The 21,116-nt window shown below is 41.0% G+C and carries 17 protein-coding genes and 1 tRNA gene; 11 read left to right on the top strand and 7 right to left on the bottom strand.

The window, feature by feature from the left end:
- Window positions 1–143 precede the first annotated feature (143 nt).
- Window positions 144–5,087, top strand: coding sequence for a DNA repair ATPase (locus CRO16_RS05685; RefSeq protein ID WP_097055335.1), 4,944 nt, complete (start codon window positions 144–146; stop codon window positions 5,085–5,087).
- Window positions 5,088–5,282: 195 nt separating this feature from the next.
- On the opposite strand, the gene CRO16_RS05680 is transcribed toward CRO16_RS05685, so the two are convergent.
- Entirely contained in the window at window positions 5,283–7,715 is a 2,433-nt protein-coding gene (locus tag CRO16_RS05680) for a TonB-dependent receptor domain-containing protein (RefSeq protein ID WP_097055334.1), read from the bottom strand.
- Window positions 7,716–7,902: 187 nt separating this feature from the next.
- Here CRO16_RS05680 and CRO16_RS05675 point away from each other — a divergent pair, with 187 nt between their 5' ends.
- Both CRO16_RS05675 and CRO16_RS05670 read left to right on the top strand, forming a co-directional pair.
- On the top strand, window positions 7,903–9,087 hold the full coding sequence (locus tag CRO16_RS05675) for a sensor histidine kinase (RefSeq protein WP_097055333.1): 1,185 nt from the start codon (window positions 7,903–7,905) through the stop codon (window positions 9,085–9,087).
- 1 nt (window position 9,088) lies between these two features.
- The gene (locus tag CRO16_RS05670) at window positions 9,089–9,856 is read left to right on the top strand and encodes a LytR/AlgR family response regulator transcription factor (RefSeq protein ID WP_097055332.1); all 768 of its coding nucleotides are present in this window, start codon (window positions 9,089–9,091) and stop codon (window positions 9,854–9,856) included.
- A 205-nt stretch (window positions 9,857–10,061) separates the two neighbouring features.
- Here the strand turns inward: CRO16_RS05670 and CRO16_RS05665 are convergent, their stop codons facing one another.
- The 3 genes from CRO16_RS05665 to CRO16_RS05655 all read right to left on the bottom strand — a co-directional run bounded on the left by CRO16_RS05665 (window position 10,062) and on the right by CRO16_RS05655 (window position 10,784).
- On the bottom strand, window positions 10,062–10,301 hold the full coding sequence (locus CRO16_RS05665; protein ID WP_097055331.1) for a GIY-YIG nuclease family protein: 240 nt from the start codon (window positions 10,299–10,301) through the stop codon (window positions 10,062–10,064).
- A 178-nt stretch (window positions 10,302–10,479) separates the two neighbouring features.
- Window positions 10,480–10,647, bottom strand: coding sequence for a GIY-YIG nuclease family protein (locus CRO16_RS16450; protein WP_097055330.1), 168 nt, complete (start codon window positions 10,645–10,647; stop codon window positions 10,480–10,482).
- 55 nt (window positions 10,648–10,702) lie between these two features.
- Window positions 10,703–10,784, bottom strand: a tRNA-Leu gene (locus tag CRO16_RS05655).
- 143 nt (window positions 10,785–10,927) lie between these two features.
- Between CRO16_RS05655 and CRO16_RS05650 the strand changes: the two genes are divergently transcribed.
- The 3 genes from CRO16_RS05650 (at window position 10,928) to CRO16_RS05640 (ending at window position 13,656) form a co-directional block, all read left to right on the top strand.
- Window positions 10,928–11,515 carry a HupE/UreJ family protein gene (locus CRO16_RS05650; protein WP_097055329.1) on the top strand — a complete coding sequence of 196 codons (588 nt, stop codon included), beginning with the start codon at window positions 10,928–10,930 and terminating at the stop codon, window positions 11,513–11,515.
- A gap of 108 nt (window positions 11,516–11,623) precedes the next feature.
- On the top strand, window positions 11,624–12,055 hold the full coding sequence (locus CRO16_RS05645) for a deoxycytidylate deaminase (protein WP_097055328.1): 432 nt from the start codon (window positions 11,624–11,626) through the stop codon (window positions 12,053–12,055).
- A complete protein-coding gene (locus CRO16_RS05640) occupies window positions 12,052–13,656 on the top strand; it encodes a S41 family peptidase (RefSeq protein WP_097055327.1) in 1,605 nt (534 codons plus the stop codon). The genes CRO16_RS05645 and CRO16_RS05640 overlap by 4 nt, the downstream gene beginning before the upstream one ends.
- Before the next feature lie 2 nt (window positions 13,657–13,658).
- Here CRO16_RS05640 and CRO16_RS05635 read toward each other — a convergent pair whose 3' ends face one another.
- The 3 genes from CRO16_RS05635 to CRO16_RS05625 are packed head-to-tail and all read right to left on the bottom strand — an operon-like array spanning window position 13,659 to window position 15,036.
- Window positions 13,659–14,267 carry an FAD-dependent oxidoreductase gene (locus CRO16_RS05635; protein WP_097055326.1) on the bottom strand — a complete coding sequence of 203 codons (609 nt, stop codon included), beginning with the start codon at window positions 14,265–14,267 and terminating at the stop codon, window positions 13,659–13,661.
- Entirely contained in the window at window positions 14,267–14,464 is a 198-nt protein-coding gene (locus CRO16_RS05630; protein WP_097055325.1) for a hypothetical protein, read from the bottom strand. The genes CRO16_RS05635 and CRO16_RS05630 overlap by 1 nt, the downstream gene beginning before the upstream one ends.
- Complete coding sequence (locus tag CRO16_RS05625; protein WP_097055324.1) at window positions 14,461–15,036, bottom strand: MarC family protein; 576 nt, start codon at window positions 15,034–15,036, stop codon at window positions 14,461–14,463. Before CRO16_RS05625 ends, CRO16_RS05630 begins: the two co-directional genes overlap by 4 nt.
- Window positions 15,037–15,163: 127 nt before the next feature.
- Between CRO16_RS05625 and CRO16_RS05620 the strand changes: the two genes are divergently transcribed.
- From CRO16_RS05620 to CRO16_RS05600, 5 genes are all read left to right on the top strand, one after another.
- Entirely contained in the window at window positions 15,164–15,742 is a 579-nt protein-coding gene (locus CRO16_RS05620; RefSeq protein ID WP_097055801.1) for a DUF3109 family protein, read from the top strand.
- Window positions 15,743–15,904: 162 nt separating this feature from the next.
- Complete coding sequence (locus tag CRO16_RS05615) at window positions 15,905–17,170, top strand: OmpA family protein (RefSeq protein ID WP_179670490.1); 1,266 nt, start codon at window positions 15,905–15,907, stop codon at window positions 17,168–17,170.
- A gap of 42 nt (window positions 17,171–17,212) precedes the next feature.
- A complete protein-coding gene (locus CRO16_RS05610; protein ID WP_097055322.1) occupies window positions 17,213–17,479 on the top strand; it encodes a hypothetical protein in 267 nt (88 codons plus the stop codon).
- Between the two features lie 51 nt (window positions 17,480–17,530).
- Entirely contained in the window at window positions 17,531–18,508 is a 978-nt protein-coding gene (locus CRO16_RS05605; protein WP_097055321.1) for a ribonucleotide-diphosphate reductase subunit beta, read from the top strand.
- 138 nt (window positions 18,509–18,646) lie between these two features.
- Window positions 18,647–21,064 carry a ribonucleoside-diphosphate reductase subunit alpha gene (locus CRO16_RS05600; protein ID WP_097055320.1) on the top strand — a complete coding sequence of 806 codons (2,418 nt, stop codon included), beginning with the start codon at window positions 18,647–18,649 and terminating at the stop codon, window positions 21,062–21,064.
- Window positions 21,065–21,116 lie beyond the last annotated feature (52 nt).

The following is a 21,116-nucleotide window of genomic DNA, read 5'->3' as shown; positions in this document are numbered from 1 at the left end:
AGACCAGGTGCCCCGGAAGCGGGGCACCTTATCTATTAGTTACCTTATATCCTGAATTTTATTTCAGGAGAAGGGAATAATCTATATTCTATCTCCCGGAATTATTTGTCCTGAGTCTTTAGTTTAAAGTTAGTACCACCACAATGGCAGTAGACCAAGTAAAAAATAACGATGTCCATACTCTGGACGGCGGCACCTATGAGATCATCCGAAACCGTTTGCAAAAACAGAAAACGGAGCTACAAGAGCGATTGCAGAAACTGAACGTGGACCGGAAGGAAGTTTTTGGTTCCCTGGAGACAAAACTCATTTCCAATGATCGCATCAATACCGAAAATAATTGCATTGCCCGGGATATGATTTCCCTGGGCAATACCTGTGTTTTTGGTTACAATGTCCACTTTGGGCTGCGAACAGAGATTACTTTATCTGATGTTTTTAGTATCTACGAGTTCAAAGACAATAAATTTGAGCCCCGGCCACTGGACATTTTGCAGGATGAGACATTTATCTCAGATTTTGCAAATCTCTACAAGTATTACAGGAATACGATCTTTTCAAAATTTGCATTGATTGGTAATTATCTGCATATGGTCTTTCAGCTTAGTGAAAGTGTAACAGACATTAAGACCTTCAAGTGGATCATAAAGGATAACAAGCTTCAGTACATTGACAACAGGAGTGACCATGAGTTCAAATACCAGGCACAGCACGAATTTAAATGGCTGGAAGCTACAAGGGATATGCACCGATATGGAGTGCATTCCCACGTCTCAATTCTCGACCGTGTTTTTGTGGAGACAATTGGTGGAGATCTTACAATAAAAATAGAGGATAATACCAAAGAGGGAAAAGGAATTCTTGCTGAACCGGTGGAACATCTGGACCAGACCCTGGATGATGGGCAGTATCTTTATGCAGATCTTGGAAACCTTTTGGTACTTGAAATCAAGCCTTTCCAGGAGGATCCGCGATATTTTGTATACAACCACAAGCTTAAAGAGGTAAAGAAAATTGATAGCATAAAAAATTCCTGTCTTTTACTTCCCGATGATCAGGGAATAATTTTTCCTACAGGATATTATTTACAAACGGGGGAATACAAGATCCTTGGTAACGGCATTGAAAAAGTAAAATTTGAGCAGAAGATAGCATCTCCCAATGGGGAAGATTATCTGTATGTCTTTTATTCTCCGGAGGAAGGTTTATATAATTTAATGTCATACAACATCATTACCCAGGAGATTCAGACACCTATTATTTGTAACGGATTTACAATTCTCAAGAACGGGGAACTTTGCTATTTCAAGAATGAAAATGAACAGACAAAACATCATGTAATACAAATATGGCAAACCCCCTATTTAAAAGGTGATTTTATCCCTTCCCAGCACGAGGAGACACTGCTTTACAAGATTGGGAATAAAGACATTGTTAGAGCAATGGCAGAAGTTAACGGACTTGTAAATCTTTTAAATAAAGAAGACAGCTACGGGGGCCTTTATCTTGACATTTCGAAGTTTTCCAAAGACATTCTCGATTCTTATTACTGGTTGCCGGAAGTTGAGGCACAGCAGCTTAATATTCCTTTGGGTGAAATTAATAAAGCTGCAAATGCGGCTATTGATGAGTTTCAGAAAGTTGTACAGCTTAAGAAAAATGTGCAGCAGCAAACTAAGGAAATAAGAGAAAGAGCTGAGGCTTTATTCGGAAAGCTGAAAAGTTCCTCCTATAAATCCATTAATGACTTCGTCTTTTTTCTGACGGAACTTCGGAAGCTTAGGGGAGAAGCTATTAATCTGAAAGATGTACGTTATGTAGATGCTGAATTTGTTCAAAAGTTAGAGGAAGAAATAGCAGAACAAACGCTGAAGATTTCTGAAAAATGCGTCAAATTTTTACTGGATGAAAAGGCATTGCAGCCTTATCAGAATTCGATTCAGGAGAAGCAGGCGGCGCTGGAGAAAGTCAGCAAAGTTGTCGAGATAAAAAAGCTGGAGGAAGAGGTGAACCAGATCGCCGCCGATCTCGAAATGCTTATCGAAATTGTATCAAATCTTGATATAGAAGACACAGCTCACTCTACAAAGATAATTGACAATATTTCCCTGATTTTTTCCACTATAAATCAGCTGAAAGCGGCTTTAAGAAACAAAAAGAAATCTCTTGGAAGTGCAGAAGCCCGTGCAGATTTTGCTGCACAGCTAAAGCTTATTGACCAGAGTATCATAAACTACCTGGATATTGCAAACACTCCCGAAAAATGTGATGAATTTCAAATAAAAATTTCCATTCAGCTTGAAGAGCTGGAGGGAAAATTTACTGAATTCGAAGAATTTATTTCGCTTATAATTGAAAAAAGGGAAGAAGTTCATGGAGCCTTTGAAGCCAGAAAAAATGCATTGGTTGAAAAGCGGAACAAAAAAGCCATGGCCCTTCAAAATGCTGCTGAAAGGATCCTGAAAGGAGCAAATTCCAAGGCAGAAAGGTTAGGTTCTGCCTCTGAAATTCATGGATACTTTGCTTCAGACCTCATGATCAACAAGGTGAGGGACATCATTAAGCAGCTGGTAGAGCTGGATGACAGTGGAAAAGCTGAAGAGATTGAAACCAGTTTAAAAACTGCCCGTGAAAATGCACTGAGGAAGCTGAAGGATAAACTTGATCTCTATGAAGACGGAGATAATGTTATCAGACTGGGAAAACACAAATTTGGAGTTAACAAACAGCCACTGGATCTCACCCTGGTCCTTAAAGCCGGAGTACCACATTATCATATAACGGGAACAGATTTTTATCAGGAGTTAAATGATGAGACCCTTCTGGGCTTAACTCAACTTTGGGAGCAGGAATTGGTTTCTGAAAATTATCAGATCTACAGAAGCTCTTACCTTGCCTATAAATTATTCAGAAAACTACCTATTGAAGAATTGCTGAATGTTTCAGAAGATGAACTTTTGAAGATTGTTCAAAAGGAAAGCAGCAGTGATTATTCGGAAGGATATATTAAAGGAGTACACGATGTAGATGCTTCAAAAATTTTGTCAGTGCTGGTTCATAAACATCATGAATTGGGGTTACTAACTTTTACGCCCCAAATAAGAAGTTATGCACAGTACTTCTGGTATAGTCTGGAGCCGGAAGCGCGGGAAAAAATGGATCAAACTCTAAAAGCATCAGGTGAAGTTCTTACCGTTTTTCCGGATACAGGGGAATATGATTTTCTGATTCAGAAACTGTGCAAACACATTCAGCATTTTGCTGAAGACACAGGACTTTTTCCTTCAGAAATGAATGAAAAGATTGCCGGCTATATTTTTGAAGAATTGCAGAATGATGATGAATTTGTACGAAGTTCTGTGGCAATTTCTCTTAAAGAAGATTTCCTGAAGGCATTAAAAGAGCAACAGGCAGATCTGAGGTTTAAGAACAGCTACGAAAAAGTGGCAGATCATAAAGGGAAGATCAGGCTTATCAGGCAGTGGGTTTCGGCCTATGTCAACAGCCTGAAGGAACCTGTGAGCCTGGACAAAAATTTGCTGGTGAATTATATTGATGAGGTTGTGTGTTGTATTATGTTTGGAGATGATTCTGTGTCTAAAACGAAAGCAGTTTTTCCTACCGGAACGATTGTTGGTTTAAGCGGGGAACATCCATCCTTTAAGGAAGGCACATTTCTATTTAATTATCACAAATTTATTGCAGAACTCGAAGAATTCACCGGAAAAAATATTCCTGCGTATAATACTTTTAGAAAGGTAAAGCACGATCTTACCAAAACTTTAAAAGAGGAGCTGAAGCTGGAGGAATTAAAGCCCAGGGTCCTGACCTCTTTCGTTAGAAATAAACTGATCGATCAGGTTTATTTCCCCCTTTTTGGTGACAATCTTGCGAAACAGTTAGGAACTGTTGGAGATAAAACCAGGACGGACCGAAGTGGTATGCTTCTCCTGATTTCCCCTCCCGGTTATGGAAAAACTACCCTGATGGAGTACATCGCAGACCGACTGGGGCTTATTTTTATCAGGATCAATGGCCCCGCAATAGGGCACGAAATAACTTCAGTGGATCCAATGTCTGCCAAGAATTCAGCTGCAAGGGAAGAACTTAAGAAGCTGAACCTGGCTTTTGAAATGGGAAATAATGTGATGCTTTACCTGGATGATATTCAGCACTGCAACCCGGAATTCCTTCAGAAATTTATTTCTCTTTCCGATGGAACAAGGAAAATCGAAGGGATCTATAACGGTAAATCAAAAACCTACGACCTGCGAGGAAAGAAGTTCTGTGTGATTATGGCCGGAAACCCTTATACGGAAACCGGTGATAAATTCAGGATCCCGGATATGCTCGCAAACCGTGCAGACATCTATAACCTTGGAGATATTATCGGAGATACCGAACAGCTTTTCAAGCTGAGTTTGATAGAGAATTCATTGACTGCGAATCCACTATTACAACAATTGAGCAGTTCACATTTTGAAGATATTTATACCTTAATTGACAGGATTGAAAATGATAATCAGGAGGCCCAGCTGGTAGGAAGCCACAGCAATCAGGAAATTCAGGAGTATACTTCTGTACTTAAGAAGGTAATTGAAATAAGAGATACTGTTTTAAAGGTAAATGCTGCCTATATTAAAAGTGCAGCAATGGAAGATGAATATCGAACCCAGCCTCCGTTCAAGCTTCAGGGATCATACCGGGATATGAATAAACTCGTTTCTAAGGTAGTACCTATAATGAACGATAAAGAACTAAACAGGCTGCTGCTTTCTCATTATGAGAGCGAATCGCAAACCCTGACCTCTTCGGCTGAAGCAAACCTTCTTAAATATAAGGAGCTCGTTGATGTGCTTGATAAGGTGGAGCAGGAGCGATGGAGAAGCATCCAGGAAACGTTTGTAAAGAACAATAAACTGAAAGGATTTGGAGATAAAAATGAAATGGCACAGATCCTGTCACAAATGATGCAGTTTTCAGATAATCTTGAAGGGATAAAACAGGTGCTGCAAAAGGGATTGGAGAATAACTCAGAGAAGGGGGAATTAGCAAAAGGTGAATCAATTCAGGTTTTCAAAAAGTAAACCGAAATAAAAATAAAAAGGCCTCAAAAGTTTCATTTTGAAGTCCGTATACCCGAGGCGGGAATGGTCTTTTGCTAAATATTGGCAGGAGCAGATTCACAGACAGAAGAAAATTAATTTTGCTGAATCCTCTCACTTAATAAAGAAACCCGGCAAAGCCGGGTTTCAGATGAAGTTGTAGAAGAATGAACTTAGTTAACCTCCCGCCCTGTTCAATTCTTCAAGGTTTTTTTGGCGGGTATCCTTTTCTTTACCGGCGCGACTAAGTTTATACCTTAGATTTACACTTACACCCTGGTTGTAAAAATGCTGCTGCATTTTAAATGTACTGCCCGGATATTCCCCAGTGACAGTCATCTTCATTCCATTAAAGATATCTTTTACTTTAAGGGTAACATCAAGCCTGTCATATAAAAAACTTTTTTTAAGCCCCAGATCGATATACCATCTGCTTTCCAATTGATATATGCCTAAGGCCATAGGGCCATTATATGCACCTATAACTTCCATATTCATATCCCATGGCAGGTTAAATTGACTATTTGACTGAAGTGAATAATACAAATTGTCGTTTTCAATCAACCGGTCTGCATAGACTATTTCATGATTCATTTGATTTACCACTAATGTATTTGTCAAGTTCCAAAAAGAACCAATCTCGACCGGTACTACGAGGGTGGCAAAAATCGAAGTCTCTTTTTCCAGGTTTGCAGTTGTGAAGATGGTTTGACCCGTCTCTTCATTGATCCTCGGATATTCACCTATAGGACCTTCTGTATGGTCATAGCCGAGAATTAACTGATATTTTCCGAACAGGTTTTGCGTCACCTTATAAGATGAAGTTATTGAGGCTTCCAGATCGGGATTTCCTACTATATATGTATATGGATCCAAATAGAACAGGAAAGGATTCAACGTACTGTATCTCGGTCTGTCAATCCTTCTGTTATAGGAATAATTCAACTCGTAATTCTCCGTCACTTTTTGGCTTAACTGAATGTTTGGAAAGAAGTCAAGGTAATCCCTTTTGTTCACGTCGCCCGTAGTTGGTGAAATGCCTTCTCCAATCGTTTGCTCTGCCCGCAGCCCGGCCAGAAGGTTCCAGGTATCATTGAATTTATTCCTGTAACTTAAATAGGCGGCATAGATTTCTTCTTCATAATTAAAGTTGTTGCTCCGTGTAGGATCTAATGTTCTTTCTCCTGCTTTTCCAAGGTAAAACTTCAGGTCACTTTCAGAAGTTACCTTACTCCCCTTAACACCCATTGCAAGTCCGGATTTTTCAGTCAAAGGTAATTCGAGATCGGCCTTTGCTGCTATAATATCGTAAGTAGAAAAACTTTGATTGAACAGGTGTTCAGTTTCATTTGTCTCATCTTGAAAATAAGTATAAAAATTATCGAAGTAAGAATCTCTGTCCCTGTTTAGCCTTACATAATCCACATCTGCAGTCAGCAAAGTTCCGATAGTATCCAGTTTTCCGACATAATGAGCATTTAACCTGCCATTTCCATAGTCCTCGACCGAACTGTTTTTTGCTATTATATTAACCAGATCTCCTTCTGCATATTCCCCAAGGGCAGTTTCTGTGTTCCAGGATCCGTCTTCTTCATAAAACGAGTAGCTCCCGGTTATCCCAATAGTGTGTTTTTTATCAATAAGGTAATCAAATCCTGTCCTTATAGACGGAACCCATCGGGTTTCCAGCTGTTTCCCGGTTTGAGCATAGTAATCAAATTCTCCTTCGTTAGTAAACTGACGAAAAGCTTCCTGTTCCCGGTTAAAACCTGATTTAGTTGCATCCAAATTTACAAAACCGGACCATTTTTCCTGTCCATAGTTGAGATTGACGCCTGCGTTATACCAGTTTTCATCATTAAACTCCACCCCTCCATATACGGTTCCACTGAAACCAGTTTTTACATTCTGCTTTAAAATGATATTGATAATACCCGAAGTTCCTGCGGCCGGATATTTCGCGGAAGGACTATGCACAAGTTCGATTTTTTCAATATTTTCAGCTGGCATGGTTTCCAAAAAGTTCTTTAGCTCATCGGCAGAAAGAAATGTTTCCCGGCCGTTGATCATTACTTCTACTCCCGATTTTCCATTAAGATTGAGACCTCCATCCTGATCTGCGGTAATTCCTGGGCTTTTGGATACAACCTCATATGCTGTGCTGCCCGCAGCCATCGCAGTTCCCTCAACCCTTACTACCATTTTCCCGGCTTCGAGTTCTACTCTCGGTCTCCAGGCCTGTACCATTACTTCATTGAGCATGGTTACTTCGGCAGGTAAGATCACCTGTCCGAAATCTCGTTGGTAACCCGGAGATGTGATTTCGAAAGCATCAGTAAACCGGGATTCATATCCCATAGCACTAAAGCGCAAAAGATAATCTCCCTTAACGGGTGCGTCCAATTCAAAAATCCCGTCAAGATCGGTAGTAGTTCCTGTTACTACTGTTGAATCGGGTAATTTGATTATTGCAACTGTGGCAAATGGGATGCTCACATGTTCCTGGTCAAAAAGACTCCCTTTGAGCTGTCCTTCTTCTCCCTGGGCCGATAGGTTAAGGTATCCAAGAAAAATAAATAATACGATTGATAATTGACTATACAACTTCATCACTTTGTAGTTTTAATTAAACTCGATTTTTTGGTTCACAGGACAAATATCAATCTGTTAGCCGACCACAGAAACCGTAAAGCGATGAACCGGGATATTTAAGGAATGAATTGGGATATAGCATAAATGAAAGGAAAAGAGTTTTTGAAGATTTCCACTTATTTGCATCCGGAATAAAACTATTACTATGGATGCGCACCGACCGTTACTTAAAAAGCTATTAATTCTTTACATTTACCTGAACAAAGAAATTCTCCATCTCATTAAGACAGGAAAGTTGCATAGCATTCTTGCTTCAGAAGAAAAACATTCTTCTGGTATTCCTCTTAAACAATGGCTCCTAAAACTGGCATTGAGAGCTTTAATTTTAAGTTTTCTGGTATTCTTCACCATGGTGTATATTCACCAGGGCTCTCTCATCTTTAATGAAAATGGCTCAACCATTTTTAACCGCCTTGCGGCATTTGAATTTTCTGCCACCGTTCTATTTCTTTTCCTTGTATTCCTTGTTCATAGAGGAATATCAAAAGTCATTAATGACTATCGTCTGGCAAATTATGGCTCACTTTTGAGGGGTATATTGGAAGCGATACTGGTGATCATAAGCACCGTAATTTTACTTTACTTGTGTCTTCTCGTTCCCTTCAGATTTATTTTTCCGAATGTGGATATCCCACCGGACAGGATAAGGTTCAATAACGTGGTGATGGCTATAATTACTTTGTTTTTCTACTATTTTGTAGAAAGGGAAAGAAGCAAAAAACAACTTCAAAAGGAAATGTTACGCGCTGCCCGTCTTCAAAAGGAAAATTTTCAGGCCCAGTTGCAAAGTCTAAAATCACAGGTGAGTCCACATTTCTTATTTAACAGCTTAAATGTTCTTCGTTCCCTGATTCCGCAAAATCCTGAAAGAGCTTCAGACTTTACAGAGCGCCTTTCAGATCTTTACCGGGCCTTTCTGGAGAATAGTGACCAACAATTGATTCCGCTGAAAAAGGAACTGGAGGTTGTAAATTCATACATCTTTCTTTTAGAAACCCGTTTTGGAAGCGCGGTTAAATTTGCACTTGACATTCCTGCCGAAGTGGAACAACTACAAATACCTCCGGGAGCCCTCCAGATGTTGATCGAAAATGCGATCAAACATAACGGCTCTACAAGGAAAAAGCCTTTAAGTATTGAAATAACAGTTGAAGAGGATTATTTGTGTGTCCAGAATAACCTTCAGCCCCGCCTTGACCATGTCAGCTCAACGAATACAGGTCTTGAGAACATTAGGAGACGCTATGATTACTTTTCAGACAAAGAAGTCAAAATCCAAAATTCAAAAGAAAAATTCAAAGTAAAACTGCCACTTTTAAAGCTCCGGTAAAATGAGAACAGTCATAATTGAAGATGAAGCTTTTGCAGCCGACGCTCTTGAAAACCAGATCTTGCAGCTACGCCCTAACGCGCAAATCCTTGAAAAGCTGGAATCTGTTGAAGAGTCTGTAAAGTGGTTAAAAACACATGAGCAGCCCGATGTACTATTCTGTGATATTCACCTTTCTGACGGCAGCAGCTTTGAGATCTTCAAACAAGTAGACCTGCAAAGTCCGGTAATTTTCACCACCGCTTTTGATGAATTCGCCATTGAAGCTTTTAAGGTAAACAGTGTTGATTATTTGCTGAAACCCATCAAAAAAGATGCACTGGAAAGATCTATTAAAAAGCACGAGAGCCTGCAGCAGGGAAACATGCAACAGGAGCTTGAGAACATCAGGAATTTATTACGAAACGGCCCTTTAAAACCATCAGTCGCAAAAAAATCCCGATTTATGGTGAAAAGTGGACAAAGCATAAAGGTTATTCAGCAGGAAGAAATCGCCTTTTTCCTGGCCGAAGAAGGAATTGTGCTATTGGTAAACTTTGACAAACAACGATTTGTCATTGATTATACTCTTGATCAACTGGAAGAAAAGCTGGATCCTGAAAAGTTTTTTAGGGCAAACCGTCAATTGATCGTGAGCATTAATGCAGTTGCGAGGGCAGAACCCTATTTTAAAGGTCGTCTTCTTCTACAAACCGAACCTTCTGCCCCGGGAGACCAGGTTATAAGCAGCAACAAAGCATCAGCCTTTAAGAAATGGCTCGACTTATAAGCTGAAATACCCGGAGCATTTGCACTTTTGTAAACAGCGTCAGGTTTTTGTTCAGGTTGACCTTTCATGGTAAGTAAAAGAAAAACCACGTAAACAATTAAGTTGACGTGGTTTTAGCTTTATTTAAATTCAATAAGTACTCGAGGCGGGAATCGAACCTGCCTGCCGGCAGGCAGGCCCTCACTTTCAGAAAAATTAAAATAAGCTACTCCTTTAAATTTTTAAGAAACTCCTTGCCAATTCCTGACTTCAAATACTTTTCTCTCTTTCTGGCAGAGGGTCGATCCTGAAATTCTTCCAGATATATAACTTTAAAAGGTAAATAAGGTTTTGTAGTTTTATTCAGTCCGCTGTTATGCTGTTTAATCCGTCTTTCGTGATTATCGGTTAAACCAACATAAATATAAGTACGGGATAAACTGGATATAGCGTAGACATAATACATACAGGCAATAATAAAAAAACCCTCTGTAATAACAAGAGGGTTTTAAGTACTCGAGGCGGGAATCGAACCTGCCTGCCGGCAGGCAGGCCCGCACTTTCAGAAAAATTAAAATAAGCTACTCCTTTAAATTTTTAAGAAACTCCTTGCCAATTCCTGACTTTAAATACTTTTCCCTCTTTCAGGCAGAGGGTCGATCCTGAAATTCTTCCAGATATATAACTTTAAAAGGTAAATAAGGTTTTGTAGTTTTATTCAGTCCGCTGTTATGCTGTTTAATCCGTCTTTCGTGATTATGGGTTAAACCAAAATAAATATAAGTACAGGATAAACTGGATAGCGTAGACATAATACATACGGCCAATAATAAAAAAAACCCTCTGTAATAACAAGAGGGTTTTAAGTACTCGAGGCGGGAATCGAACCCGCACGTCCGAAGACACTGGATTTTGAATCCAGCGCGTCTACCAGTTCCGCCACTCGAGCAAGTGGAGGGCAAAAGTAAGAATTTTTTCTTCTTGCTTATAAAAAATTCTGAAAATTATTCGCCTCATTACAGGTTGATTTAGCCTCTCCCTTTGCCCATCTTAACTAGAAATTGTACTTTCGGCGATTATCATTTTTGAATTATGTCACAATTCTGGTTGTATTTTAGATTAGGCCTGGAACATGTACTTGACTGGAATGCCTATGATCATATTCTTTTCCTTATCGTACTTGTGGTTGCCTACTCCTTCCACTCATGGAAACAGGTGCTATGGCTTGTCTCCATCTTTACCCTTGGACACACCCTTTCTCTCTTTCTTTCGGTTTATGAGATCGTACTTGTGGACAGCAGCTGGATTGAATTTCTAATCCCCGTTACTATTTTGATCACTGCTATTTTTAATATGATCAATGCCAAGAAAAAAGAGAGCAAGAATAATATAAGTGTACTTTACCTTACCACTGCTTTTTTCGGGATCATTCACGGCTTAGGATTTTCTACCTATTTTAAAATGATCGCGTCGGGAACAGATAGCGTTCTTCTTCCTTTACTGGAGTTTGCCCTGGGAATTGAAACTGCCCAGGTCATTGTGGTTCTATGTGTGATGATCCTGGGATTTATTCTACAAAATATGTTGCGGGTAAAGAGAAGGGACTGGATCCTTGTAGTTTCAGCCATTGTTATTGGAATCATTTTACCTATACTAAAAGAAAATTATCTTGCGCTTTAAAATTTAACTTTCCTTTATTGGATTAATTTCAGCCTTGCAATATTTTAGTAAAGCACAAAGTTTCAACAACTTAAAAAGCTTTTTATCTTGCAGGGGATTTTTAAGACTATGCAAAAAATTAAGCAACTTAAGTTCGACAAAGCCTATCTTAGAATAGCACGGGAATGGGGAAAACTTTCACATTGCCAGCGTAAACAGGTTGGCGCGCTTATTGTAAAAGATAGAATGATCATTTCTGACGGATACAACGGCACCCCCACCGGTTTTGAAAATCCTTGTGAAGATGAAGAAGGATACACAAAATGGTACGTCCTTCATGCCGAAGCAAATGCCATTTTAAAAGTAGCCGGTTCTACACAGTCATGTAAAGGGGCTACTTTGTATATTACGATGTCTCCGTGCAAGGAATGCAGTAAATTGATACACCAGAGTGGCATTACCCGCCTGGTCTATCAAATAGATTATAAAGATAATTCCGGAATAGACTTTTTGGAAAAAGCCGGAGTTGAAATAGAACAAATTACCGAATTAAACGGTTGAAAAATAACAGCAAAAAATATCTGCCACTACTTTTAGGCTTCGCCTGCGCCATTGGCGTCCTGATAGGTGCTGCCCTGGATTTTTCCAGTTATACTTCCAACTCTTTTCTCAAACCTAATAAGAAGAAAGAAAAATTAGCACGGCTAATTGATTACATCGAATATGAATATGTGGATGATGTAGATATGGACAGTATTGTGGACGTAACCGTGAACGAGATCCTCACAGACCTCGATCCGCATTCGGTTTATATTCCAAAATCTGAATATGTAGACCTCAGCGCGAGCATGAAAGGAGATTTTGTTGGCATCGGAGTGAGCTTTAGAAACATCAATGATACTATTGCGGTAATTCAGACTCTGGAAGGCGGGCCGAGTGAAAAGGTGGGGATCAAAGGGGGAGATAGAATTCTTTATGCCAATGACGAACCTCTGTTCGACTCTAATATCAGCGAGGATTCGATCACCAATAAATTAAAAGGGGAGGAAAATACCAAGGTGGTTCTTAAAGTGCATCGTAAAGGGGAGCCCGACCTTCTTGAGTTCAATGTGAAACGCGGAAAGGTTGCCTTGAAAAGCGTTGATGCTGTTTATATGTTGACCGATGATCTTGGGTATATCAAAATTAATCGCTTTGCAGAATCCACCTATAAAGAATTTAAAGAAGGTTTATTGAACCTTAAGAAAAAAGGTGCCACCCAAATCGTATTGGACCTTAGGAATAATCCCGGGGGTTACCTTGCAGAAGCCACTAAGATCGTGGATGAATTTCTTCCTGAAGATAAACTTGTACTCATCACAAAGAATAAAAAAGGAGCTGTTGAAAAGACCTACGCTACAAAGGAAGGAAACTTTGAAACCGGCGAACTTTATGTACTCATCAATGAAAATTCTGCATCGGCAAGTGAGATCATTGCCGGAGCTTTACAGGACAACGATAAAGGAACCATTGTAGGCAGACGCTCCTACGGCAAAGGTCTTGTTCAACGGGAAATGGCTTTAGGCGATGGTAGTGCAGTAAGACTCACCATAGCAAGGTATTACACCCCTACGGGAAGGTCTATCCAGCGGCCATACGACAATGGCAGTGAAGAATATTTCAACGACTACCTTAACCGGTATAAAAATGGGGAATTACAGAGTGCAGACAGTATTCATGTGGAAGATTCCCTCAAATATGTCACTCCCGGAGGAAAGGTAGTTTATGGTGGTGGCGGGATCATCCCCGATGTTTTTATTCCCAAGGACAGCAATTTTGAAAGGCAAAGCCTGAACCTCATGCTTCGCAACGGCTATATGGACGCTTTTATTTTCGAAGTTCTCGAGAAGAACAGAAGCTTTTATAATTCACTAAGTGAGGAAGAGTTTATGGAGCGGGAATTGATCACAGACGAGGTACTGAGGGAATTCCGTGCGTTTATGCTGAGAGAAAATTTTGAAATGCGGTTCTCGCATTACAGGCCTGTGCTTAGGAGATATCTCAAAGCCGCCATGGGGCAGCAGTTGTTTGGCAGCACAGTCTTTGAACAGATTGTAAATGAAGATGATCTCGCACTGGAAAAGATCATTGCGCTTTCAAAAAGCAAAAAACTTAAAAATTAAATTTACTTCATTTTATCGTGCACCTGGGTGTGCTCTCCGCAATTCCATGCGGTAAGGATATCCGTTGCAACTGCCGCACCACTCCCACAGGCAATAGCATACTGACTTCGGTGTCCGGCTAAGGTTCCTGACACATAAAGTCCCGGGTAAACCAGGTGATCTACATTTATGAGTTGTATTCTATCCTTGGAAGGTTTCGCCTTTTTATGAGGGATCACATAATCTTCTAATCCTTTTATCAGAAATGGCTGCGCATAACCTGTAGCTAACACCACATTTTTAGAAGTATAAGTATTCTTGTTGGTAACAACCTTAAAGCCGCCTTCCAAAAATGATATTTCCTGAACCTTTTCTTTTATGAGCTGTTGTACTTCAGGATAAAGCTCCTGCAGCTGTTTGCTTCCGGAAATGAGGACATCTTTTCCGGCGGTTCCGGCAGGAATTCCAAGGACATTGTTTAAGAGAGCACTCGAAAGATGAGAAGATCGCTGATGTGCGATCAACGCCACCTTTTTACCATCAGAGCATGGTTTCGAAAGTCCGGATCCGAGCACCAGGGCACAGGACAATCCTGCAGCACCTCCGCCAATGATCAGAACATCAAAGTTCATTAGTCTTCAGATCTCTCTGAAATGGCACGGGACATTAACAGGATCACCATTAAAACCACCACGATGCTTGAGGCCAGTACCCCTATCAAGGCAGTTTTACTATCTCCCGAAAATGCATTCTGAAAATCAACAAAAGTGAGGTTATAGATAATTAGCGCAGAGGCAACGGCAATAAGAAAATAAATGAAGACTTTCATATGAATAAGCTCTTAATATTGGTAGCAAAAAGTTTAACGGCAATAGCCAGGAGAATGACCCCAAAAATCTTACGGATCACGTTGATCCCCTGTTTCCCCAGAAAGTTCTCGATCTTACCTGATGATTTGAGGACAATGTAGACAAAAATAATATTTATAATTATGGCAGCAATAATATTAACAGTCGCATATTCTGCTCTTAAGGCAAGGATAGAGGTCATGGTTCCCGCCCCTGCGATCAATGGAAAGGCAAGCGGTACAACGGCAGCAGTTTCGGGCGCATCATCTTTATAGAGCTGAATGCCAAGGATCATCTCCAGGGCAAGGAAGAACAGGATAAGCGCTCCTGCCACGGCAAAGGAGTTTACATCGATCCCAATAAGATTAAGGATCTCTTTTCCCACAAAAAGAAAAGCGATCATAAGAATTCCCGCAACCACGGTAGCTTTTTCACTTTGAATGTGTCCCGCCTTCTTCCGCAGATCAATAATAATGGGAATACTTCCAATGATATCTATTACCGCGAAAAGGATCATGCTGGCGGTAGCTATTTCTCTGAAGTTAAGTTCCATACTCAGAATTTAGCCTGCAAAAGTACTTTGAATTGATCCGTTAACAATTTTAATATGAAAATTTTAACAAAATGTAAATTGGATTTTGGCTAAAGAAAACCTGTTGAAAAAAAGTATATTTGCCACCATGTTTCAGCTTGGAAAAACTATCGTTTCTGAAGAGATCCTGGAAAAGGATTTTGTTTGCAACCTTTCTGCCTGCAAAGGGGCCTGCTGTATTGCGGGAGATGCCGGTGCCCCGCTGGAGGAGGCTGAAACCCACATCCTGGAAGATCTGTATCCAAAGATCAAACCTTACCTGCGTAAAGAAGGCATAGAAGCCATTGAAAAACAGGGAACTTCCATTATAGGAGAAGACGGAGAATACGAGACACCATTAATTGATGGTGCCGATTGTGCATATGTGACCTTCGACAAAAAAGGCACAGCTCTCTGCGGAATTGAGGAAGCTTATAATCAGGGAGACATCAACTGGAAAAAACCTGTTTCCTGTCATTTGTACCCTGTTCGCACGCAGGATTACACCGAATTCTCATCTGTTAACTACCATCACTGGTACATTTGTGACGATGCCTGCACCCTGGGAAAAGAGCTGCAGGTGCCGGTGTATAAGTTTGTAAAAGAAGCCCTTATCCGCAAATTTGGAGAAGACTGGTATGCCGAACTTGAAAAAATTGCAGAAAAACTAAACAAGCAAAAAGCTTAGTCCCCTAAAAAAATTTCTTACCCTCTAAAGAACCAATTGATCTTTTGATTAAATTTGGTCAGAGCCATGTGTAATCACCACCCCTTCAGGTGTTTAAAAACCGGCTCCACCCCCTTGATTATTGACCATTTTCCCTTTTTTGTAATTTTAAATTGTCGCATTATGAAAAAAATTATGTTCTTCCTCATGGCCGGATTCCTGTGTTTCTCTCTTCCTGCTGAAGCCCAAATTCTGAAAAAGATCTCTAAAAAAGCTGAACAGGCAGCTGAAAGATCCGTTCTTAAAAAAACCGATCAAAAAGTAACTAAAGAGACCGACAAGGCCATTGATGGTGTGCTTAACGGAAAGTCTGCTTCCGAAGCTTCTACAGATGATCCGGCTGCTCCTGTCTCTCAACAAGATTCATCTGTTGAGCAACCTGCCGGCGCCAAAGCTTCCGCTCCTGCAAAGGTCTGGAGCAAGTATAATTTTGTACCCGGCGATGAAATAATCTTTGAGGATGATCTCTCCCGGGAAGAAAATGGGGAATTTCCATCTCGCTGGGATTTGGTAAGAGGGAATGCAGAAAATGCTTCTTTAGACGGGGTTAAGATTATTAAGCTTGATCATAATGGGATAATAACACCTCTTATTGATAAGGAAGATTACTTACCCGAGGTCTTTACTATAGAATTTGATGCTTACTTCAATGACACCTATTCTCACTGGCAGCATATCTTAGTAAGATTTTATCCGGGAGATAACTCCTATAAAAGAATAGGGAATGACCAGGTAATTTATCCTCTGATTATAAACAAGAATGGGGCAAGAATTCGATCTATTAAAAATGGTGACGATAAAACCTTTGATAAGCAGGGTCCTACAACACCCGATGGTACAGCAGGGTGGAAGCATATTGCCATTTCTTACAATGAACGGGCCTTAAAATTATTCATTGATGAAGAACGAATTTTGAACGTTCCCAATATAGACCTGGATCCTACTGCGTTTAGTATCGAAATTGAAGACAATCAACAGGGCCACATCCTTGCCGTTAAAAATATCCGGATCGCCGAGGGTGGAAAAAAACTTTATGATCGGGTTATGGCAGACGGAAAATTCATTACCCGCGGAATTTTGTTTGATGTAAACAAAGCGAGTCTAAAACCCGAATCTATGGGAGTGATCAATGAAATCGCAGCCATGATGAAGGAACACGGCGATTTAAAGTTCAGCATTGAAGGCCACACCGACAGCGACGGGGATGACACCCATAACCTGCAGCTGAGTGAACAAAGGGCACTCGCTGTGAAAGATGCGCTTATTGCTATGGGAATCGATAGCTCCAGAATGCAGCACAAAGGCCTGGGAGAATCTGTTCCGGTAGCCGAGAACTCGAGTCCCGAAGGAAAAGCAAACAACCGCAGGGTTGAATTTGTGAAAATTTAATTTTTCAACACCTCACCAAAAGAGTCGGTAACATATGCTTCTTTGGGATTTATCAGCCCGGAGGAAACACTTTTTCGGGAGGAAAATGGAATGATAAAAGAGCTTCTGAAAATGCTATTTTCAGAAGCTCTTGCTTTTGATAATGTGCAGCGACTCCTTCTGTTCTTAAATTCGTTAACAGAGGTTAATGTTTTTGTTTACAGCATAGTAGCTATTATCTTTAACAAAACCTCAATAACAATTTTCATGCGTCGTGTTGAAAACTTTGTTGAAAAGCTTTCGGCTGCTGTAGGAGAAACTCTTACATAATTCCCAATATTTGTTAGAACCATTATTGCTAACCAACCAAATTTATATATCATGGCCCAGTTAGAACCCATTTTACAGGAAAACAAGGACAGATTCGTGATCTTCCCCATTAAACATCACGACATCTGGGATTGGTACAAGAAAATGGAAGCAAGTTTCTGGACTGCAGAAGAAATTGACCTGCACCAGGACCTTACCGACTGGAACCACAAATTAACGGGAGATGAAAGATATTTCATCAAGCACATTCTCGCCTTTTTTGCCGCATCTGACGGGATTGTAAATGAAAATTTAGCAGAGAACTTTGTTAATGAAGTTCAGTATTCTGAAGCTAAATTCTTCTATGGATTCCAGATCATGATGGAGAACATCCATTCTGAAACCTACTCCCTGCTCATCGATACCTACGTTAAGGATGAAAAGGAAAAAAACAATTTGTTCAAAGCCATTGAAATATTCCCTGCAATTCAGAAGAAAGCGCAGTGGGCCCTTAAGTGGATCGAATCTGATTCTTTTGCTGAAAGGCTTATTGCTTTTGCAGCTGTTGAAGGGATCTTCTTTTCGGGGGCATTCTGTTCCATCTTCTGGCTGAAGAAGCGCGGGCTCATGCCCGGACTTACCTTCTCCAACGAACTTATTTCCAGAGACGAAGGCGTGCACTGCGACTTTGCAGTTCACCTGCACAATAACCACCTGGTGAACAAGGTGCCAAAAGAGCGAATAAGAGAGATCATTGTTGACGCTCTTAATATTGAAAGAGAGTTCATTACAGAATCCCTTCCCGTGAGCCTCATTGGAATGAATTCCAAGCTTATGACGCAGTACCTCGAGTTTGTAGCCGACAGATTATTAGTAGAACTTGAGTGTGAGAAAGAATACGGCACTGCAAATCCATTCGACTTTATGGATATGATCAACCTGCAGGGGAAGACCAACTTCTTTGAAAAGAGAGTTGGGGAATACCAAAAAGCAGGAGTGATGAACAAAGACAAAGACGCCGATAAGATCAGCTTCGACGCCGACTTCTAGCCCCCTTTCCCCCAGAGGGGGAACGGGAATAAAAAAATAGCCTTTTAATGCTTTGCTCCTGGCAAAGCCTCCTTTTCAAATAATCGCCCACAGCTCCTCCCCTTTGGGGAGGGCGGGAGGGGCTTTAAAGCTCAAGTTATGTTCGTAGAAAAAAGAGACGGCCGCAGAGAACCCATAATGTTTGACAAGATCACAGCCCGAATAAGGAAGTTGTGTTATGGACTTAATGAACTCGTAGACCCGGTAAAAGTGGCGATGCGGGTGATCGAAGGACTCTATGATGGAGTAACTACCAGCGAACTGGATAATCTGGCGGCAGAGATCGCAGCTACGATGACCACCTCACACCCGGACTATGCGAAGCTGGCGGCAAGAATTTCGGTTTCCAATTTGCATAAGAACACTAAGAAAAGCTTTTCAGAAGTGATCACAGACCTCTACGAATATGTAAATCCAAGAACCAATCAGAAGTCGGCGCTAATTGCCGATGATGTTTACGAGGTGATCCAAAAGAATAAGGATCTGCTGGATTCCACGATCATCTATAACCGGGATTTCCAATACGACTACTTCGGATTTAAAACACTAGAACGATCATACCTGCTAAAGATCAACGGAAAGATCGCTGAAAGACCTCAACACATGCTTATGCGGGTTTCTGTAGGGATACATCCGGATGACATGGAGGCTGCTATCGAGACCTATGAGCTCATGTCTAAGAAGTATTTCACACATGCCACTCCTACCCTTTTCAATGCAGGGACTCCGAAGCCACAAATGTCTTCATGTTTTCTATTGACAATGAAGGATGACAGCATCGACGGCATTTATGACACGCTGAAGCAAACCGCAAAGATCTCACAGTCGGCCGGCGGAATTGGTCTGTCTATTCACAATGTAAGAGCCACAGGTTCCTATATTTCAGGAACGAACGGAACGTCAAACGGAATTGTTCCCATGCTGCGGGTGTTCAATGACACGGCAAGATACGTAGATCAGGGTGGCGGAAAACGAAAAGGTTCTTTTGCAATCTACGTGGAGCCATGGCATGCAGATATTTTCGACTTCCTTGACCTGAAAAAGAACCACGGAAAAGAAGAAATGCGTGCCCGCGATCTGTTCTATGCAATGTGGGTGCCCGATCTTTTCATGAAACGTGTAGAAGCCAATGAGAACTGGACGCTTATGTGTCCCCACGAGTGCCCCGGACTTTACGACATTCACGGCGACGAATTTGAAGCGCTCTATGAAAAATATGAAGCTGAAGGTAAGGGCCGAAAAAGCATAAAAGCCCGTGACCTTTGGGAAAAGATCCTGGAGTCACAAATAGAAACCGGAACTCCGTACATGCTGTACAAGGATTCGGCCAACCGGAAATCAAACCAGCAGAACCTTGGAACCATCCGTTCCTCGAACCTGTGTACCGAGATCCTGGAATATACCAGCGAAGATGAAGTAGCCGTTTGTAACCTGGCCTCCATTGCGCTGCCAATGTTTGTAAAAGGGGATGAATTCGACCATAAGGAATTGTTCAGGATCACCAAAAGAGTGACCAGGAATCTTAACAAGGTGATCGACAGGAATTATTATCCGGTTAAGGAGGCTGAAAATTCTAATTTCAGGCATCGCCCGGTTGGCCTTGGTGTGCAGGGATTGGCAGATACTTTTATAAAATTGAGACTACCTTTCACAAGTGATGCAGCCAAAAAACTGAATCAGGAGATCTTTGAGACCTTATATTTTGCTGCTGTTACCGCTTCTATGGAAATGGCAAAAGAAGAGGGAGCTTATTCAACTTATGAAGGTTCCCCGATGAGCAAAGGGCAATTCCAATTCAACCTTTGGGGGATCAACGATGAGGAACTCAGTGGAAGATGGGATTGGGCTAAACTGCGCAAGCAGGTGCTCAAAAATGGCGTTCGCAACTCCCTTTTAGTGGCACCTATGCCTACTGCTTCCACATCTCAGATCCTGGGGAACAATGAAGCCTTTGAACCATATACCTCGAATATTTACACCCGCCGGGTACTTTCGGGAGAATTTATTGTAGTGAACAAGCACCTGCTCGAAGACCTTGTTGAAAGAAATCTATGGACAGAGGATGTCAAAAATGCCATTTTACGCTCCAATGGTTCGGTGCAAAATATCGATGTCATCCCCGATGATCTCAAAGAACTATACAAAACGGTTTGGGAACTTAGTATGAAGGACATCATTGACATGTCTCGCCACCGCGGTTATTTTATCGATCAGTCACAGTCGCTTAACTTGTTCATGGAAAATGCGAATTACAGCAAACTTACTTCCATGCATTTCTACGCCTGGAAAAGTGGACTCAAGACCGGAATGTACTACCTGCGGACAAAGAGTGCGGTTGATGCCATCAAATTCACTTTGGCAAAAGAGGAAAAGAAGGAAGAAATTCCTGCGGAAGCTACAAAACCTTCAGCAGTTCCCGTACCGGAAGGAACTTCCTTAACTCCCGAAGAATTGCGTGCCCTTATCGCCAGCTCTAAAGAAGCTGAAGGAGATGATTGTTTGATGTGCGGGAGTTAGATATTAGATGTGAGACGTGAGATTTGAGACAGATTTGCCAAGGTTTTAAATC

Origin of the sequence: Salinimicrobium sediminis (assembly GCF_900215295.1) — a bacterium.
GTDB classification, from domain to species: Bacteria; Bacteroidota; Bacteroidia; order Flavobacteriales; family Flavobacteriaceae; genus Salinimicrobium; species Salinimicrobium sediminis.
The sequence above is the reverse complement of the archived record's forward strand: the minus strand, read 5'-3'. Positions and strand labels throughout refer to the sequence as shown.